Source organism: Enterobacter quasimori, assembly GCF_018597345.1.
Taxonomy (GTDB): Bacteria; Pseudomonadota; Gammaproteobacteria; order Enterobacterales; family Enterobacteriaceae; genus Enterobacter; species Enterobacter mori.
Genome location: NZ_JAHEVU010000001.1, coordinates 1,333,215 through 1,347,656, shown reverse-complemented (window position 1 = coordinate 1,347,656; position 14,442 = coordinate 1,333,215). Strand labels below are relative to the sequence as shown.

Here is a 14,442-nt window from a genome sequence, read left to right as displayed (position 1 = left end):
GACGCATTGATACCCATTGTGATGTTGTTATATCTCGCGCTATGCGAGTGCAGTGTTATGCAAGCTTGTTAACATTTAGTCTGGCTTAATGTAAAGATTTTGCTGCGTTATTGTTTATTTTTGCGAAGCGCGCCGCACCATTCAGAGGCAAATATCTCCCGTTGCACCGTTTCGGTGCTACCGACGATCTACGCTGGTGCGACAAAGTTGCACATTAAGCCAAACTGCGTTTACCTGAATAAACAAAGCAATAGGCGTGCCAGAATTGGAGTCTGGAGGGAATTGTCGGGTGGCGGCTGCGCCTTACCCGACCTACGGGAGCAAAAATGTAGGCCGGGCAAGCGTCAGCGCCACCCGGCAACAGAAGGGAAGGTTATTTACGACGCTGGCGCAGGCTCATCAGCACCGCGCCAAAGCCGAACAGCACGGTCAAAATCCACAGCGGCCAGTTGCCGGTGCGTGCGTACGGCGTCAGCCCCGTGGTTGGGGTGACGTTCGTGGTCAGTACCTCACGGGTAAACTGCGGGATCATCGCCTGAATTTCACCCTGAGGACCAATCACGGCGGTGATGCCGTTGTTGGTGCTGCGCAGCAGCGGACGCGCCAGCTCCAGGGAGCGCATGCGAGCCATCTGGAAGTGTTGCCACGGGCCGATTGACTTACCAAACCAGGCATCGTTGGAGATAGTCAGCAGATAGTCCGTATCCGGGCGGAAGTTATCGCGCACCTGTTCCCCGAGAATAATCTCATAACAGATGGCCGCCGTCAGGGCGAGACCGTGCGCGTGCAGCTGAGGCTGAACGTACGGGCCGCGGCTGAAGGAGGACATCGGCAGGTCAAAGAACGGTGCCAGCGGGCGCAGAATTGACTCCAGCGGCACAAATTCACCAAACGGTACCAGGTGGTTCTTATTGTACCGGTCGGTGGAGTGGTAGCTGTATTCGCTGTCTTTGCCGAGCGTAATGATGGTGTTGAAGGTGTCGTAGCGGTTTTGCTGATTCAGGCGCGCATCGACAATCCCGGTGATCAGCGTGCTGCCGCGCGCCACCAGCAGATCGTTCATCATATTGAGGAACGGTTGCTGGTTAATTTCCAGATCGGGGATTGCAGACTCCGGCCAGATAATCAGCTGGGATTTACCCATCACCTCTTCGGTGGCGTTGGCGTAGATCTTCAGCGTATTCAGCAGCTCTTTTTCGTCCCACTTCATGGACTGCGGGATATTCCCCTGCACCATGGAAACCTGCATGGCGCGCTCGGGCTCAGGCGTGAACCACTGGATATAGCGCAGCGGGAAGGGCAGGGCAAAAAGCACCAGCGCCACAGCCAGGGGCTTCCAGCAGCGTATGACCAGCGCCAGCACCAGCAGGCCGCTCACCACCATCAGCAGGAAGTTAATCGCTTCAACTCCCATTACCGGCGCCAGACCTTTGAGCGGGCCGTCAATCTGGCTGTAGCCGAACTGCAGCCACGGGAAGCCGGTGAGTACCCATCCGCGCAGGAATTCCGTGATTTGCCAGACAACCGGCGCGGCAATGGCAACGCGCAGCCAGCTGGTTTTAGGCCACAGACGCGAGAGGATCCCTGCGAAGAGCCCGGTATAGAGCGAGAGATAGGCGGCGAGCAGCACAACGAGGAAGACGTTAACCGGCCCCGGCATGCCGCCAAACTGCGCGATGCTGACGTAGACCCAGTTAATACCAGAGCCAAACAGCCCCAGTCCCCAGAAGTAGCCGATAGCGGCAGCCTGTACCGGACGACGGTTCAGGGTCAGACCCTGAAGCCCCATCAGGGAGAGAATGGCCGCGGGCCAGATGTCGTAAGGAGAAAAAGCCAGCGTACCGCTGGCTCCGAGTAACAGCGCCAGCAGCAAACGGACGCGCTGGCGTTCAAGCAGTGGGGCAAATGCCATTTACATTAATCTTCCAGTTTTGGCACCGGTGAGTCGTCCGGCGTTCTGACATGAACCTGTATAATACGTCGGCTGTCGGCCATGGCTACTTTGAACTGGTAACCGTCGATGTCAACGGTCTCACCGCGCGCCGGGAGATGGCCAAAGGCCTGCATCACCAGCCCGCCAATGGTATCGACCTCTTCATCGCTGAAGTGGGTTCCGAAGGCGTCGTTGAAGTCTTCGATGGAGGCCAGCGCGCGTACGGTCCAGGTGTGGCGGCTGAGCTGACGGAAGTCGATATCCTCTTCTTCGTCGTACTCGTCTTCGATTTCGCCCACGATCAGCTCAAGGATATCCTCGATCGTGACCAGACCGGAAACGCCGCCGAATTCATCAATAACAATCGCCATGTGGTAACGCTGTGAGCGAAACTCTTTCAGCATCCGATCCACACGTTTACTTTCCGGCACAACCACGGCCTGGCGTAACACTTTTTCCATGCTGAAGGCTTCGGCATCGCTGCGCATAAACGGCAGCAGATCTTTCGCCATCAAAATCCCTTCGATGTGATCTTTGTCTTCGCTGATGACCGGGAAACGCGAGTGGGCGGATTCGATGATCACATCGAGGCACTCGTCCAGCGTCTGGTTACGTTTCAGGGTGATCATCTGCGAGCGGGGGATCATGATGTCGCGGACGCGCTGGTCGGCGATGTCCATAACCCCTTCGAGCATTTCGCGCGTATCTTCGTCGATAAGGTCGTTCTGCCCGGAATCACGAATCAGCTCCAGCAGTTCATCACGGTTTTTCGGTTCGCCGTGGAAAAGCTGGTTCAGAATGAGGGAGAAAAATCCCTTTTTACTGTTTGTCGTGTCGCTACTGTGTGAATTGTCGTCGCTCATGGCGTTTGTTAAGGGTTCTCTTGTGAGTTCAATGTTTACCGCCGCGCTATGTCCTTACGCGGCGGCATGTTAGTCAGGCGCTAGACCGACTATTCTTTCTCGGCAATGTACGGATCCTCATAGCCCAGAGCAAGCATTATCTCTGTCTCGAGGGACTCCATCTCTTCCGCTTCGTCATCTTCAATGTGGTCGTAGCCCAGCAGGTGCAGGCTGCCGTGTACCACCATATGCGCCCAGTGGGCGTCGAGCGGCTTTTGCTGCTCTTTGGCTTCCTGTTCAACCACCTGACGGCAGATGATCAGATCGCCAAGCAGCGGCATCTCGATGCCCGGTGGCGCTTCGAACGGGAAAGAGAGCACGTTGGTCGGCTTATCTTTCCCGCGATAGGTCAGGTTAAGCTCATGGCTTTCTGCTTCATCCACCAGCCGAATCGTGACTTCTGATTCTTCCTGAAACTGGGGGATAACCGCATCCAGCCATTTCTGAAACTGTGCCTCATCTGGCATGCCGGAATTGTCTTCACAGGCCAGCTGTAAATCGAGGATCACCTGACTCATTTCTGTTCTTGCTCCTGCGCTTCGCGCTTACGTTCCGCGGCCTGTTCGGCCCTGCGTTTTTGATCTGCCTCTTCCCAGGCTTCATAGGCGTTAACGATGCGCGCGACCACCGGGTGGCGAACGACGTCTTCACTGTGGAAGAAGTTAAAGCTGATTTCATCGACCTCAGCCAGAACCTCAATGGCGTGGCGCAGGCCAGATTTGGTGCTGCGCGGCAGGTCGATCTGGGTGACGTCGCCGGTAATCACCGCTTTCGAGTTAAAGCCGATACGCGTCAGGAACATCTTCATCTGTTCGATGGTGGTGTTCTGGCTCTCATCGAGAATGATGAACGCATCGTTAAGCGTGCGGCCACGCATGTAGGCCAGCGGGGCAACTTCAATCACGTTACGCTCAATCAGCTTTTCAACTTTCTCAAAGCCCAGCATTTCGAACAGCGCATCGTATAAAGGGCGCAGATACGGATCGACCTTCTGGCTCAGATCGCCTGGCAGGAAGCCCAGTTTTTCACCGGCCTCAACGGCAGGGCGGGTCAGCAGGATACGTCGGATCTCCTGACGCTCCAGCGCATCGACCGCCGCGGCAACGGCAAGATAGGTTTTACCCGTACCCGCCGGCCCCACGCCGAAGGTGATGTCGTGGTCGAGAATATTGGCGATGTACTGCGCCTGGTTTGGCGTGCGCGGCTTGATGACGCCGCGTTTAGTCTTGATGTTGATCGCCTTGCCGTAGTCCGGCACGCTCTCCGCGCTCTGCTCAAGCACGCGAGCCTCTTTAATGGCGAGGTGAATTTGTTCCGGTTCGATGTCCTGAATCTCGCCGCGCATTGGGGCGGTATCGACATACAGGCTGCGCAGAATATCCGCAGCCGCGTTGACGCAGATGGGGCGTCCGGTGAGTTTGAAATGGTTATCGCGACGATTGATTTCGATACCCAGACGTCGTTCCAGTTGTTTGATGTTGTCATCAAACGGCCCGCACAGGCTCAGCAGGCGAGCGTTGTCGGCGGGCTCAAGGCTAATTTCACGCGTGTCTATATTCAAACCGTTCCTCTTTGAGTGTTTTGTAGGCCTGGCGACATAAAAGTGTCATTACCGAAAGTATTCACGCCTTAGAATAAAGGCGCAAGCATTGCTATGCATATTGGGACGACAAGAGGAATTACAAGGCCTGCCGGAAAGGCAGGCCAGAAGGATTACGGCTGGTAAATGCCCACGCCAGAATCGTTGACTTTGCGGGTGCGAGAGATAACGGATTCCGGAGATTCAGCAATTCGCAGGCCCATTTCGTCTTCGGTGCGGACCACTTTCGCGCGCAGCGAGTTGGTCAGCACGTCGACAATTTCGACGTCCACAAATTTACCGATCATATCCGGGGTGCCTTCAAAGTTCACCACGCGGTTGTTCTCGGTACGACCGGACAGTTCCATGATGCTCTTGCGTGAGGTACCTTCCACCAGAATGCGCTGAACGGTGCCGAGCATACGGCGGCTCCAGGCGTTGGCCTGCTGATTGATACGCTCCTGCAGAATATACAGACGCTGCTTTTTCTCTTCTTCCGGCACATCGTCAACCATGTCTGCTGCTGGTGTTCCTGGACGCGCGGAGAAGATGAAGCTGTAGCTGACGTCAAAATTCACTTCACCGATGAGCTTCATGGTGCGCTCGAAGTCATCGGTGGTTTCGCCAGGGAAGCCAACGATAAAGTCGGAGCTGATCTGGATATCCGGACGCGCGGCAAGCAGCTTACGAATGGTGGATTTATACTCCAGCACCGTATGCGGGCGGCCCATCAGGTTCAGCACGCGGTCAGAGCCGCACTGAATCGGCAGGTGCAGGAAGCTCACCAGCTCAGGTGTGTCGCGATAAACATCGATGATATCGTCGGTGAATTCCATCGGATGGCTGGTGGTAAAGCGAATACGGTCGATACCGTCAATCGCGGCCACCAGGCGCAGCAGTTCGGCAAAGCTGCCGGTGGTGCCGTCGTAGTTTTCCCCGCGCCAGGCGTTAACGTTCTGGCCCAGCAGGTTCACTTCGCGAACGCCCTGTGCGGCAAGCTGCGCGATTTCAAACAGAATATCGTCTGCCGGACGGCTGACCTCTTCACCGCGGGTGTAAGGCACCACGCAGTAAGTACAGTATTTGTTGCATCCTTCCATGATGGAGACGAAGGCCGTCGGGCCATCCGCGCGCGGCTCTGGCAGACGGTCAAACTTTTCGATCTCCGGGAAGCTGACGTCAACGACCGGGCTGCGGTTGCCGCGTACCTTATTGATCATCTCTGGCAGGCGGTGCAGGGTCTGTGGGCCAAAGACAATATCCACATACGGCGCTCTCTGGCGGATCAGCTTACCTTCCTGCGATGCGACGCAGCCGCCCACGCCGATGATCAGGTCCGGATTTTTACGCTTGAGAAGCTTCCAGCGGCCTAATACGTGAAAGACTTTCTCCTGCGCTTTTTCACGAATCGAACAGGTATTCAGCAGCAGCACGTCCGCTTCTTTCGCATTTTCAGTCAGCTGGTATCCGTGGGTGGTATCCAGCAGATCGGCCATCTTCGATGAATCGTATTCGTTCATCTGACAGCCCCAGGTTTTTATATGGAGTTTTTTAGTCATCGACTTGCTCAGCTCAGGATTGCAAGCCGCGTATTGTAATGCTTTGGTGGGGTTGTGACCAGTATGAAGGTTAGGAGCCTCAAGACCGCAAAAATCCGGTAAACTTAAGGGATTCTCCAATAAGGAAAATTGACCATGACACTCCTACACACCGAAGTTGCCGTTGTCGGCGGCGGTATGGTCGGCGGCGCGCTGGCGCTGGGGCTGGCGCAGCAGGGATTTGAGGTAACGGTAATCGAACAGGCGGCTCCGCCAGCCTTCGATCCCGGCAGCAAACCGGATGTGCGCATTTCCGCGATCAGCGCGGCTTCCGTCGATCTGCTGCGCGGGCTGGGCGTCTGGGAGGCGGTGCAGGCGATGCGCGCGCATCCGTACAGCCGTCTCGAAACCTGGGAGTGGGAAAATGCCCACGTCGCGTTTGATGCTGCCGAGCTGAAGCTGCCGCGCCTGGGTTATATGGTGGAAAACAACGTGCTCCAGCTGGCGCTCTGGCAGGCGCTGAAGGCGCACCCGAAGGTGACGCTGCGCGTCCCTGCGTCGCTTAAGGCGCTGCATCCTCATGAGCGCGGCTATCTACTGACGCTCGACAGCGGCGATGAGCTGGCCGTGAAGCTGGTCATCGGGGCGGATGGCGCTCACTCGCAGGTCAGGCAGATGGCTGGAATTGGCGTCCATGCCTGGCAGTACCAGCAGTCCTGCATGCTGATTACCGTTCAGTGTGAAAATGCGCCCGGCGAAAGCACCTGGCAGCACTTCACCCCGAACGGACCGCACGCCTTTTTACCGCTGTTCGATCACTGGGCGTCGCTGGTGTGGTACGACAAACCGGCGCGTATTCGCCAGCTGCAGGGGATGAATATGGAACAGCTGCAGCGCGAAATCCTGCTGCACTTCCCGAGCCGTCTGGGACACGTCACGCCGGTCGCCGCCGGGGCGTTCCCGCTCACGCGCCGTCATGCGTTGCAGTATGCCCGTGAAGGGCTGGCGCTGGTGGGGGATGCGGCACACACCATTCATCCGCTGGCCGGGCAGGGCGTGAACCTGGGGTATCGAGATGTCGATGCGTTACTGGATGTGCTGGGCAGCGCCCGCGGGCACGCGGAGAACTGGGCAAGCCATCAGGTGCTAAAGCGTTATCAGACGCGGCGCATGGCGGATAACTTCATCATGCAGTCGGGAATGGATCTGTTCTATGCCGGGTTCAGCAATGACGTAGCCCCGGTGCGCATTCTGCGTAATATTGGCCTGATGGCAGCGGAACGCGCCGGTGGTCTTAAGCGTCAGGCCCTGAAGTACGCCCTCGGACTCTAAACTTTTTTCCCTCTCCCCGTGGGAGAGGGCCAGGGTGAGGGCATCAGGCCGCACAATTCTGTACAAAAACAAAAAAGCCCGCAGAGCGGGCTTTTTTGTTACTTAAGTGGCTGGGGTGCAGGGATTCGAACCCCGGAATGCTGGTATCAGAAACCAGAGCCTTACCGCTTGGCGACACCCCAAATGCGTTAAACAAACTGCTTAACGACTTTTTTAAATTGGCTGGGGTACGAGGATTCGAACCTCGGAATGCCGGAATCAGAATCCGGTGCCTTACCGCTTGGCGATACCCCAACAATTTTTTTCATTACCGAGCAACATCGATAATCTAAATTTGGTGGCTACGACGGGATTCGAACCTGTGACCCCATCATTATGAGTGATGTGCTCTAACCAACTGAGCTACGTAGCCAGTACTGCAATCTTCGATGGCTGGGGTACCTGGATTCGAACCAGGGAATGCCGGTATCAAAAACCGGTGCCTTACCGCTTGGCGATACCCCAATACCGCGGAGAACCGCAAAATCGAAGAAATATGGCTGGGGTACCTGGATTCGAACCAGGGAATGCCGGTATCAAAAACCGGTGCCTTACCGCTTGGCGATACCCCATCCGTGCAACGCTTACCCGGGAATGGTGCGGGAGGCGAGACTTGAACTCGCACACCTTGCGGCGCCAGAACCTAAATCTGGTGCGTCTACCAATTTCGCCACTCCCGCAAAAAAGATGGTGGCTACGACGGGATTCGAACCTGTGACCCCATCATTATGAGTGATGTGCTCTAACCAACTGAGCTACGTAGCCATCTTTTTTCGCGTTACCTTATCGGCGTTGCGGGGCGCATTATGCGTATAGACCCTTGCAGCGTCAACACCTTTTTCAACGAAAATAGCCGGAATGTGACTGTTTGGTTAGGTTGCGAACAGCGTGACCGAATATTCGGCAATTATTGGTTATTAATCGTTTTTAGCTGTGCAAAAGCGGGGCAAAAAAAATCAGGCCCCGCAGGGCCTGATGATGAAATGCACGATTATTTGTAGGCTGACTGGTGAACGCCTACCGCACGTCCTGACGGATCGTTCATGGATTTGAACGATTCATCCCATTCGATCGCTTTGGCAGACGAGCAGGCGACGGACGGGCCACCCGGCACGCACTCCGCAGCGCTCGGTACCGGGAACAATTCTTCAAAAATTTCACGGTAGAGATACGCTTCTTTCGAGCCCGGCGTGTTGTACGGGAAGCGGAAGCTTGCGGTTTCCAGCTGTTGGTCAGAAACCTGTTTCGCCGCGACCTCTTTCAGGGTGTCGATCCAGCTGTAGCCTACGCCATCAGAGAACTGCTCTTTCTGACGCCACGCCACGCTTGCCGGCAGGTAGGATTCAAAACATTCGCGCAGGATATGTTTTTCCATTTTGCCGTTGCCGCACATTTTGTCCTGCGGGTTGATGCGCATCGCCACGTCGAGGAATTTCTTATCCAGGAACGGCACGCGCGCTTCCACGCCCCATGCGGACATCGCTTTGTTGGCACGCGCACAGTCGAACATGTGCAGCGCCTGCAGCTTACGCACGGTCTCTTCGTGCAGCTCTTTGGCATTCGGCGCTTTGTGGAAGTACAGGTAGCCGCCAAACACTTCGTCAGAACCTTCACCGGAGAGCACCATCTTGATGCCCATCGCTTTAATCTTACGCGACATCAGGTACATCGGCGTAGACGCGCGAATGGTCGTTACGTCATAGGTTTCAATGTGATAGATCACATCGCGGATCGCATCCAGGCCTTCCTGCACGGTGAAGTGAATTTCATGGTGCACGGTGCCGAGGTGGTTTGCCACTTCCTGCGCGGCTTTCAGGTCAGGTGCGCCTTCCAGGCCCACGGCAAAGGAGTGCAGCTGTGGCCACCAGGCTTCTGAGCGCTCCTGATCTTCCACGCGACGGGCCGCGAATTTCTTGGTGATCGCGGAGATCACGGAGGAGTCCAGACCGCCAGAGAGCAGTACGCCGTAAGGCACGTCTGACATCAGGTGGCTTTTCACGGAGTCTTCCAGCGCCTGACGCAGCTCGGCTTTGTCGGTGACGTTGTCTTTTACCGCGTCGTAGTCGAACCAGTCACGCTGATAGTACGGACGGATCTCGCCGTCTTTGCTCCACAGGTAGCTGCCCGCCGGGAACTCTTTGATGGTGCGGCAGACCGGCACCAGGGCTTTCATTTCAGAGGCAACGTAGAAGTTGCCGTGTTCATCGTGGCCCATGTACAGCGGGATAATACCGATGTGGTCGCGGCCAATCAGGTAAGCGTCTTTTTCGCTGTCGTACAGCGCGAAGGCGAACATGCCCTGCAGGTCGTCCAGGAACTCCGGGCCTTTCTCCTGATAAAGCGCCAGGATCACTTCACAGTCAGAACCGGTCTGGAACGCGTAGCGGTCGCCGTACTCGGCGCGCAGCGCCTGGTGGTTGTAGATCTCACCGTTGACAGCCAGCGCGTGCGTTTTTTTCTCGTTATACAGCGGCTGTGCACCGGCGTTGACGTCAACAATAGACAGACGTTCGTGAGCCAGAATCGCTTTGTCACTGGCGTAAACGCCTGACCAGTCCGGTCCGCGATGGCGCATCAGGCGGGACAGTTCGAGTGCCTTTTTACGCAGTTCGCCTGCGTCAGTTTTAATATCCAGTACGCCAAAAATTGAACACATAACCTTCTCCGTTAACCCTGTTGCTTTGTAATGTTGCTTGCTTATGAAAATGCCGCAAAGGGGCAGGGCGCGCAAGCGTTTTACGGGTGAAAACGGAAATAGTGCAATGGCGGTTGCCGATCTGTGAAAAATGCGTATGTCGTGAGCACTTTTATTGATGATTATGCAATGAAAGTACTTTTCCGTTAGATGCAGTTGTGTTTTACAGGCGAGAAAATAAAAAAACCACGCCCTGAGGCGTGGTTCGGAATCAGATGATGTCGATTTCGTCGACGGAGGGGTATATCCAGCTTGGCCGGAACGGCATCGCGTCTATGTCATCAAGCTGAGAGACGCCAGAGAGGACCAAAATCGTCTCCAGGCCCGCCTGGAAACCGGCCAGAATATCGGTGCGCAGGTTGTCGCCGACAATCACGGTTTCTTCAGAGTGGGCCTGCATTTTGTTCAGCGCGGCACGAACGATCCACGGGCTCGGTTTCCCGACAACGAACGGCTGACGACCGGAGATTTTTTCGATACCGGCGCACAGCGCGCCGCAGGCCGGATAAAAACCGCGGCCGTGCGTATCCGGGTTAGTGGCGATAAAGCGCGCGCCGCTGGCGACAAAATACGCAGCTTTATGCATCATCTCCCAGTTAAAGGAGCGCGTTTCGCCGACAATCACAAAGTCCGGGTTCACATCGGTAATGGTAAAGCCTGCTTTATACAGCTCGTGGATCAGCGCGCCTTCACCAACGACATAGGCCTTTTTTCCTTCCTGACGCTTCAGAAAATCAGCGGTTGCCATTGCGGAGGTATAAAACACGCTGTCCGGCACGTTGACGCCCGCCGTGGCAAAGCGGTTTGCCAGATCCTGACCGGTTTGGGAAGGGTAGTTCGTGAGAAGAACCAGTGGCATTCCTTTGTCGATGATGCGGTGAAGAAACTCCGCAGCACCCGGCACGGCAACGTTGTCGTGCATCAGCACGCCGTCGATATCACAAATTACATTCTTAATGGTCATGGACAATCCGACATCAAAAAAAGAAGGCGTTACTATAAGTCCCGATCAACTTTCCAGCAAATGCTGGAGCAGGATCCCGTTGAGCATGGCGCGTTTTACCAGAGCAAAAGCACCAATTGCGGAGCGGTGATCCAGCGTAGATCTCACTACCGGTAAATTCTGACGAAACGCTTTCAGCGCCTGGGTATTGATGCAACCTTCAATGGCGGGCAGTAAGACTTTTTCAGCTTCGACGATTTCCCCGGCAATCACGACTTTTTGCGGGTTAAACAGGTTGATGGCAATGGCGATGGTTTTACCAAGATGGCGTCCAACCTGCTCGATCACTTCGCAGGCCAGCGCGTCACCTTTATTCGCGGCTTTGCAGATGGTGCCGATCTTACAGTCGTTCAGCGTTACGCGGCTTTGATAGCCCTGTTCCAGCAGATGGCGAACGCGGTGCTCGATGGCGGCGTTGGCGGCAACCGTTTCAAGGCAGCCAAAGTTGCCGCAGTGGCAGCGCTCGCCGAGGGGCTCAACCTGAATGTGACCAATCTCGCCGACGTTGCCGTTGCGGCCTATAAAAATGCGGCCATTCGAGATAATGCCCGCACCCGTTCCCCGGTGTACGCGCACCAGAATAGAGTCTTCGCAGTCCTGGCTCGCACCAAAGTAGTGCTCAGCCAGCGCCAGCGAGCGAATATCGTGACCCACAAAGCAGGTCACTTTAAAGCGCTTTTCCAGCGCGTCGACCAGCCCCCAGTTTTCAACCTGAATGTGCGGCATATAGCGAATCACGCCGCTTTCCGGGTCGACAAGACCGGGCAGGATCACTGAGATAGCAATAAGTTCGCGGATCTTACGCTGACAGCTCTCAATAAAGTGCGCGATGGTGTTCAGCAGCGCGTGCTCCAGCGTCTCCTGGGTGCGCTCCGGAAGCGGATAGTGCTCTTCAGCGATGGCTTTGCTGCTCAGATCGTAAAGCGTAAGGGTGGTGTCATGACGACCAAGACGCACGCCAATCGCCTGGAAATTGCGGGTTTCGGTAATGATGGAGATGGCGCGGCGGCCCCCGGTGGAGGCCTGCTGATCGACTTCTTTGATCAGACCGCGCTCAATAAGCTGACGCGTAATTTTTGTTACGCTGGCGGGGGCAAGCTGGCTTTGTTCGGCTATCTGAATTCGAGAGATTGGCCCGTGTGAGTCAATCAGGCGATAAACTGCCGCGCTGTTAAGTTGTTTAACGAGATCGACATTACCGATTTGAGCTTGTCCGCCTGGTGTCATACTTTTACTTACTCAGTGACGACCTCGTTACCATTAACGATGGTCTTAATAATTTTATAATCGTGTGTGAACGCCGTCAGGTTTGCAACCATACCCGGTGCAATTCCGCCGAGCTGTTTATCCACGCCGATTGCTCGGGCCGGATAAAGGGTTGCCATGCGCAGGGCTTCCTCAAGCGCAATCCCGCAGTGCTCAACCAGGTTACGCACCCCTTCAATCATGGTCAAAGAGGAACCGCTCAGCGTACCGTTTTCATCCACACAGAGTCCATTGCGGTAGTATATTGTTTTACCGGCAAAAATGAACTGCTCAATATTTGCACCTGCCGGTGCGGTAGCGTCCGTTACCAGGCAAAGCTTGTCACCTTTCAGGCGTTTGGCGTTGCGAATGTTGGTGTAATCGACGTGCAAGCCGTCTGCGATAATGCCGCAGTAGACGTCTGGCTCATCCAGAATCGCCCCGACCAGACCCGGTTCACGCCCCGTGATATACGGCATGGCGTTATACAGGTGCGTCGCAAAGGTAATGCCCGCGCGGAAACCGGCTTTCGCTTCTTTCTGCGTGGCGTTTGAGTGGCCTGCTGAAACCACGATCCCGGCGCCAGCCAGCTTGCTAATGACGTCCGTGCCGGTCATTTCAGGTGCCAGCGTCACTTTGGTGATCACATCGGCGTTGGCACACATGTAGTCAACCAGCTCCACATCAGGCTTACGCACGTAATCCGGGTTATGCGTTCCTTTCTTGACCATGTTTAGCCATGGCCCTTCAAGGTGCAGACCCAGCGCCTGGTTAGGGTGTTTGGCCAGATATTCGCGCATCACGCGGATACCCTGCTTCATCAGCTCATCACTGCTGGTAATGAGCGTTGGCAAATAGCTGGTGCAGCCCGATTTCTCGTTGGCTTTCTGCATGATCTCCAGCGTTTCTACCGTTACCGCATCGGCGGTATCATTGAATTGCACACCGCCGCAGCCGTTGAGCTGTACGTCGATGAAACCGGGGGAGATTACTGCTCCATTGAGTGAGCGCTGTTCAATCTCCGGTGGCAGCTCTGCCAGCGGGCAAACACGTTCAATCAGGCCATTCGCGATAACAATCGCGTGGTCATCCAGAATTTCATGGCCGGTATAAATCCGACCGTGGGTTAAAGCGTACATAACGACCCCCGGTTAAAAAAAGCGGCCGCCTCTTGATAAAGAGGCGGTTATTCAATTACAGACCTTTGATGTTCTCGGCTTCTAACTCGTTGAAGTATTTCAGCGTTTTCACTTTCAGCTCCATCGTGGACGGTTCGTCACACACGACGACGGCTTTAGGATGCAGCTGCAGGCAGCTGATGGTCCACATATGGTTAACGTTGCCTTCAACGGCAGCCTGGAGTGCCTGCGCTTTCACGGCGCCCAGTACCAGGATCATCACTTCTTCGGCATCCAGCAGGGTACCTACGCCAACGGTCAGGGCGTATTTTGGAACCTGGTTCACGTCGCCGTCAAAGAAACGGGAGTTTGCCACGCGGGTGTCATGGGTCAGCGTTTTAATACGGGTACGGGAAGCCAGAGAAGACGCTGGTTCGTTGAACGCGATATGACCGTCGTTGCCCACGCCACCCATGAACAGGTGGATTTTACCGTAAGAACGGATTTTTTCTTCATACTGACGGCATTCTGCGTCAATATCCGGCGCGTTTCCATTCAGCAGGTTAATATTTTCAGCAGGGATATCAACGTGATCAAAGAAATTACGGTGCATGAAGCTATGGTAGCTTTCCGGGTGGTCTTTCGGTAAGCCAACGTATTCATCCATGTTGAAGGTCACAACATGTTTGAAGCTAACCTGGCCTGCTTTATGCATCTCAACCAGCGCCTTGTAGGCGGTCAGCGGCGTGCCGCCGGTTGGCAGGCCAAGAACGAAAGGACGATCGGCGGTCGGCTTAAACGCGTTAATGCGGTTTACGATATGGCGAGCGGCCCATTTACCAACTTGTTCAGCAGTTGCCAGGGGAATCAGTCTCATTGTTCACCTCAAAGTTTAAGTAGAAGAGTGGGCGGATGGCTTCGGAACCTGATACTAAAGCGTAACCTGGAAACTTTCAGGCCGGATCAAACCGCCTTGATTTTTTGAATGATAAAATAAGTTTTCGCTGTTAGCCAGTGTAAGGGAGGGTTGAATACGATATTTGGTGACAAAAATCACA

Annotated in this window: 11 protein-coding genes and 7 tRNA genes; 1 reads left to right on the top strand and 17 read right to left on the bottom strand. The window is 55.2% G+C overall.

Annotation, left to right across the window (positions count from 1 at the left end):
* Positions 1–373: 373 nt before the first annotated feature.
* The 5 genes from lnt to miaB all read right to left on the bottom strand — a co-directional run bounded on the left by lnt (position 374) and on the right by miaB (position 5,973).
* Positions 374–1,912 (bottom strand): apolipoprotein N-acyltransferase, encoded by a 1,539-nt coding sequence (gene lnt / locus KK102_RS06490; protein WP_216357217.1) that lies wholly within the window; start codon positions 1,910–1,912, stop codon positions 374–376.
* A gap of 5 nt (positions 1,913–1,917) precedes the next feature.
* Positions 1,918–2,796 carry a CNNM family magnesium/cobalt transport protein CorC gene (corC, locus tag KK102_RS06485; RefSeq protein WP_010428614.1) on the bottom strand — a complete coding sequence of 293 codons (879 nt, stop codon included), beginning with the start codon at positions 2,794–2,796 and terminating at the stop codon, positions 1,918–1,920.
* Positions 2,797–2,885: 89 nt separating this feature from the next.
* Complete coding sequence (gene ybeY / locus KK102_RS06480; protein ID WP_010428616.1) at positions 2,886–3,353, bottom strand: rRNA maturation RNase YbeY; 468 nt, start codon at positions 3,351–3,353, stop codon at positions 2,886–2,888.
* Positions 3,350–4,396, bottom strand: a complete 1,047-nt coding sequence (locus tag KK102_RS06475; RefSeq protein ID WP_080327896.1) for a PhoH family protein — start codon at positions 4,394–4,396, stop codon at positions 3,350–3,352. Before KK102_RS06475 ends, ybeY begins: the two co-directional genes overlap by 4 nt.
* Positions 4,397–4,548: 152 nt before the next feature.
* Positions 4,549–5,973 carry a tRNA (N6-isopentenyl adenosine(37)-C2)-methylthiotransferase MiaB gene (gene miaB, locus KK102_RS06470; RefSeq protein ID WP_216357216.1) on the bottom strand — a complete coding sequence of 475 codons (1,425 nt, stop codon included), beginning with the start codon at positions 5,971–5,973 and terminating at the stop codon, positions 4,549–4,551.
* A gap of 135 nt (positions 5,974–6,108) precedes the next feature.
* Between miaB and ubiF the strand changes: the two genes are divergently transcribed.
* The gene (gene ubiF / locus KK102_RS06465; protein WP_126544170.1) at positions 6,109–7,284 is read left to right on the top strand and encodes a 3-demethoxyubiquinol 3-hydroxylase; all 1,176 of its coding nucleotides are present in this window, start codon (positions 6,109–6,111) and stop codon (positions 7,282–7,284) included.
* 107 nt (positions 7,285–7,391) lie between these two features.
* Here ubiF and KK102_RS06460 read toward each other — a convergent pair.
* From KK102_RS06460 to nagB, 12 genes are all read right to left on the bottom strand, one after another.
* A tRNA-Gln gene (locus KK102_RS06460) sits at positions 7,392–7,466 on the bottom strand.
* Between the two features lie 37 nt (positions 7,467–7,503).
* Positions 7,504–7,578 (bottom strand) — tRNA-Gln (locus KK102_RS06455).
* Positions 7,579–7,619: 41 nt separating this feature from the next.
* Positions 7,620–7,696, bottom strand: a tRNA-Met gene (locus tag KK102_RS06450).
* Between the two features lie 17 nt (positions 7,697–7,713).
* A tRNA-Gln gene (locus tag KK102_RS06445) sits at positions 7,714–7,788 on the bottom strand.
* A 32-nt stretch (positions 7,789–7,820) separates the two neighbouring features.
* Positions 7,821–7,895: transfer RNA gene (locus KK102_RS06440), tRNA-Gln, on the bottom strand.
* Between the two features lie 23 nt (positions 7,896–7,918).
* Positions 7,919–8,003: transfer RNA gene (locus tag KK102_RS06435), tRNA-Leu, on the bottom strand.
* A gap of 8 nt (positions 8,004–8,011) precedes the next feature.
* A tRNA-Met gene (locus KK102_RS06430) sits at positions 8,012–8,088 on the bottom strand.
* Positions 8,089–8,314: 226 nt separating this feature from the next.
* Positions 8,315–9,979, bottom strand: a complete 1,665-nt coding sequence (asnB, locus tag KK102_RS06425) for an asparagine synthase B (protein ID WP_021242994.1) — start codon at positions 9,977–9,979, stop codon at positions 8,315–8,317.
* Between the two features lie 250 nt (positions 9,980–10,229).
* Positions 10,230–10,982 (bottom strand): ribonucleotide monophosphatase NagD, encoded by a 753-nt coding sequence (nagD, locus tag KK102_RS06420; RefSeq protein WP_126544172.1) that lies wholly within the window; start codon positions 10,980–10,982, stop codon positions 10,230–10,232.
* 45 nt (positions 10,983–11,027) lie between these two features.
* Positions 11,028–12,248: a DNA-binding transcriptional regulator NagC gene (gene nagC / locus KK102_RS06415; protein WP_126544173.1), complete on the bottom strand. Its 1,221-nt coding sequence runs from the start codon at positions 12,246–12,248 to the stop codon at positions 11,028–11,030.
* A gap of 8 nt (positions 12,249–12,256) precedes the next feature.
* Positions 12,257–13,405, bottom strand: coding sequence for an N-acetylglucosamine-6-phosphate deacetylase (gene nagA, locus KK102_RS06410; protein ID WP_216357215.1), 1,149 nt, complete (start codon positions 13,403–13,405; stop codon positions 12,257–12,259).
* A 55-nt stretch (positions 13,406–13,460) separates the two neighbouring features.
* A complete protein-coding gene (nagB, locus tag KK102_RS06405; RefSeq protein ID WP_126544175.1) occupies positions 13,461–14,261 on the bottom strand; it encodes a glucosamine-6-phosphate deaminase in 801 nt (266 codons plus the stop codon).
* Between the last annotated feature and the right edge of the window lie 181 nt (positions 14,262–14,442).

Bases quoted from the DNA above. Each gene is read 5' to 3' on its own strand.
- lnt (WP_216357217.1), bottom strand. From the start codon at position 1,912: ATGGCATTTGCCCCACTGCTTGAACGCCAGCGCGTCCGTTTGCTGCTG.
- miaB (WP_216357216.1), bottom strand. From the start codon at position 5,973: ATGACTAAAAAACTCCATATAAAAACCTGGGGCTGTCAGATGAACGAA.
- nagB (WP_126544175.1), bottom strand. From the start codon at position 14,261: ATGAGACTGATTCCCCTGGCAACTGCTGAACAAGTTGGTAAATGGGCC.
- nagD (WP_126544172.1), bottom strand. From the start codon at position 10,982: ATGACCATTAAGAATGTAATTTGTGATATCGACGGCGTGCTGATGCAC.
- asnB (WP_021242994.1), bottom strand. From the start codon at position 9,979: ATGTGTTCAATTTTTGGCGTACTGGATATTAAAACTGACGCAGGCGAA.
- corC (WP_010428614.1), bottom strand. From the start codon at position 2,796: ATGAGCGACGACAATTCACACAGTAGCGACACGACAAACAGTAAAAAG.
- ubiF (WP_126544170.1), top strand. From the start codon at position 6,109: ATGACACTCCTACACACCGAAGTTGCCGTTGTCGGCGGCGGTATGGTC.
- nagA (WP_216357215.1), bottom strand. From the start codon at position 13,405: ATGTACGCTTTAACCCACGGTCGGATTTATACCGGCCATGAAATTCTG.
- ybeY (WP_010428616.1), bottom strand. From the start codon at position 3,353: ATGAGTCAGGTGATCCTCGATTTACAGCTGGCCTGTGAAGACAATTCC.
- nagC (WP_126544173.1), bottom strand. From the start codon at position 12,248: ATGACACCAGGCGGACAAGCTCAAATCGGTAATGTCGATCTCGTTAAA.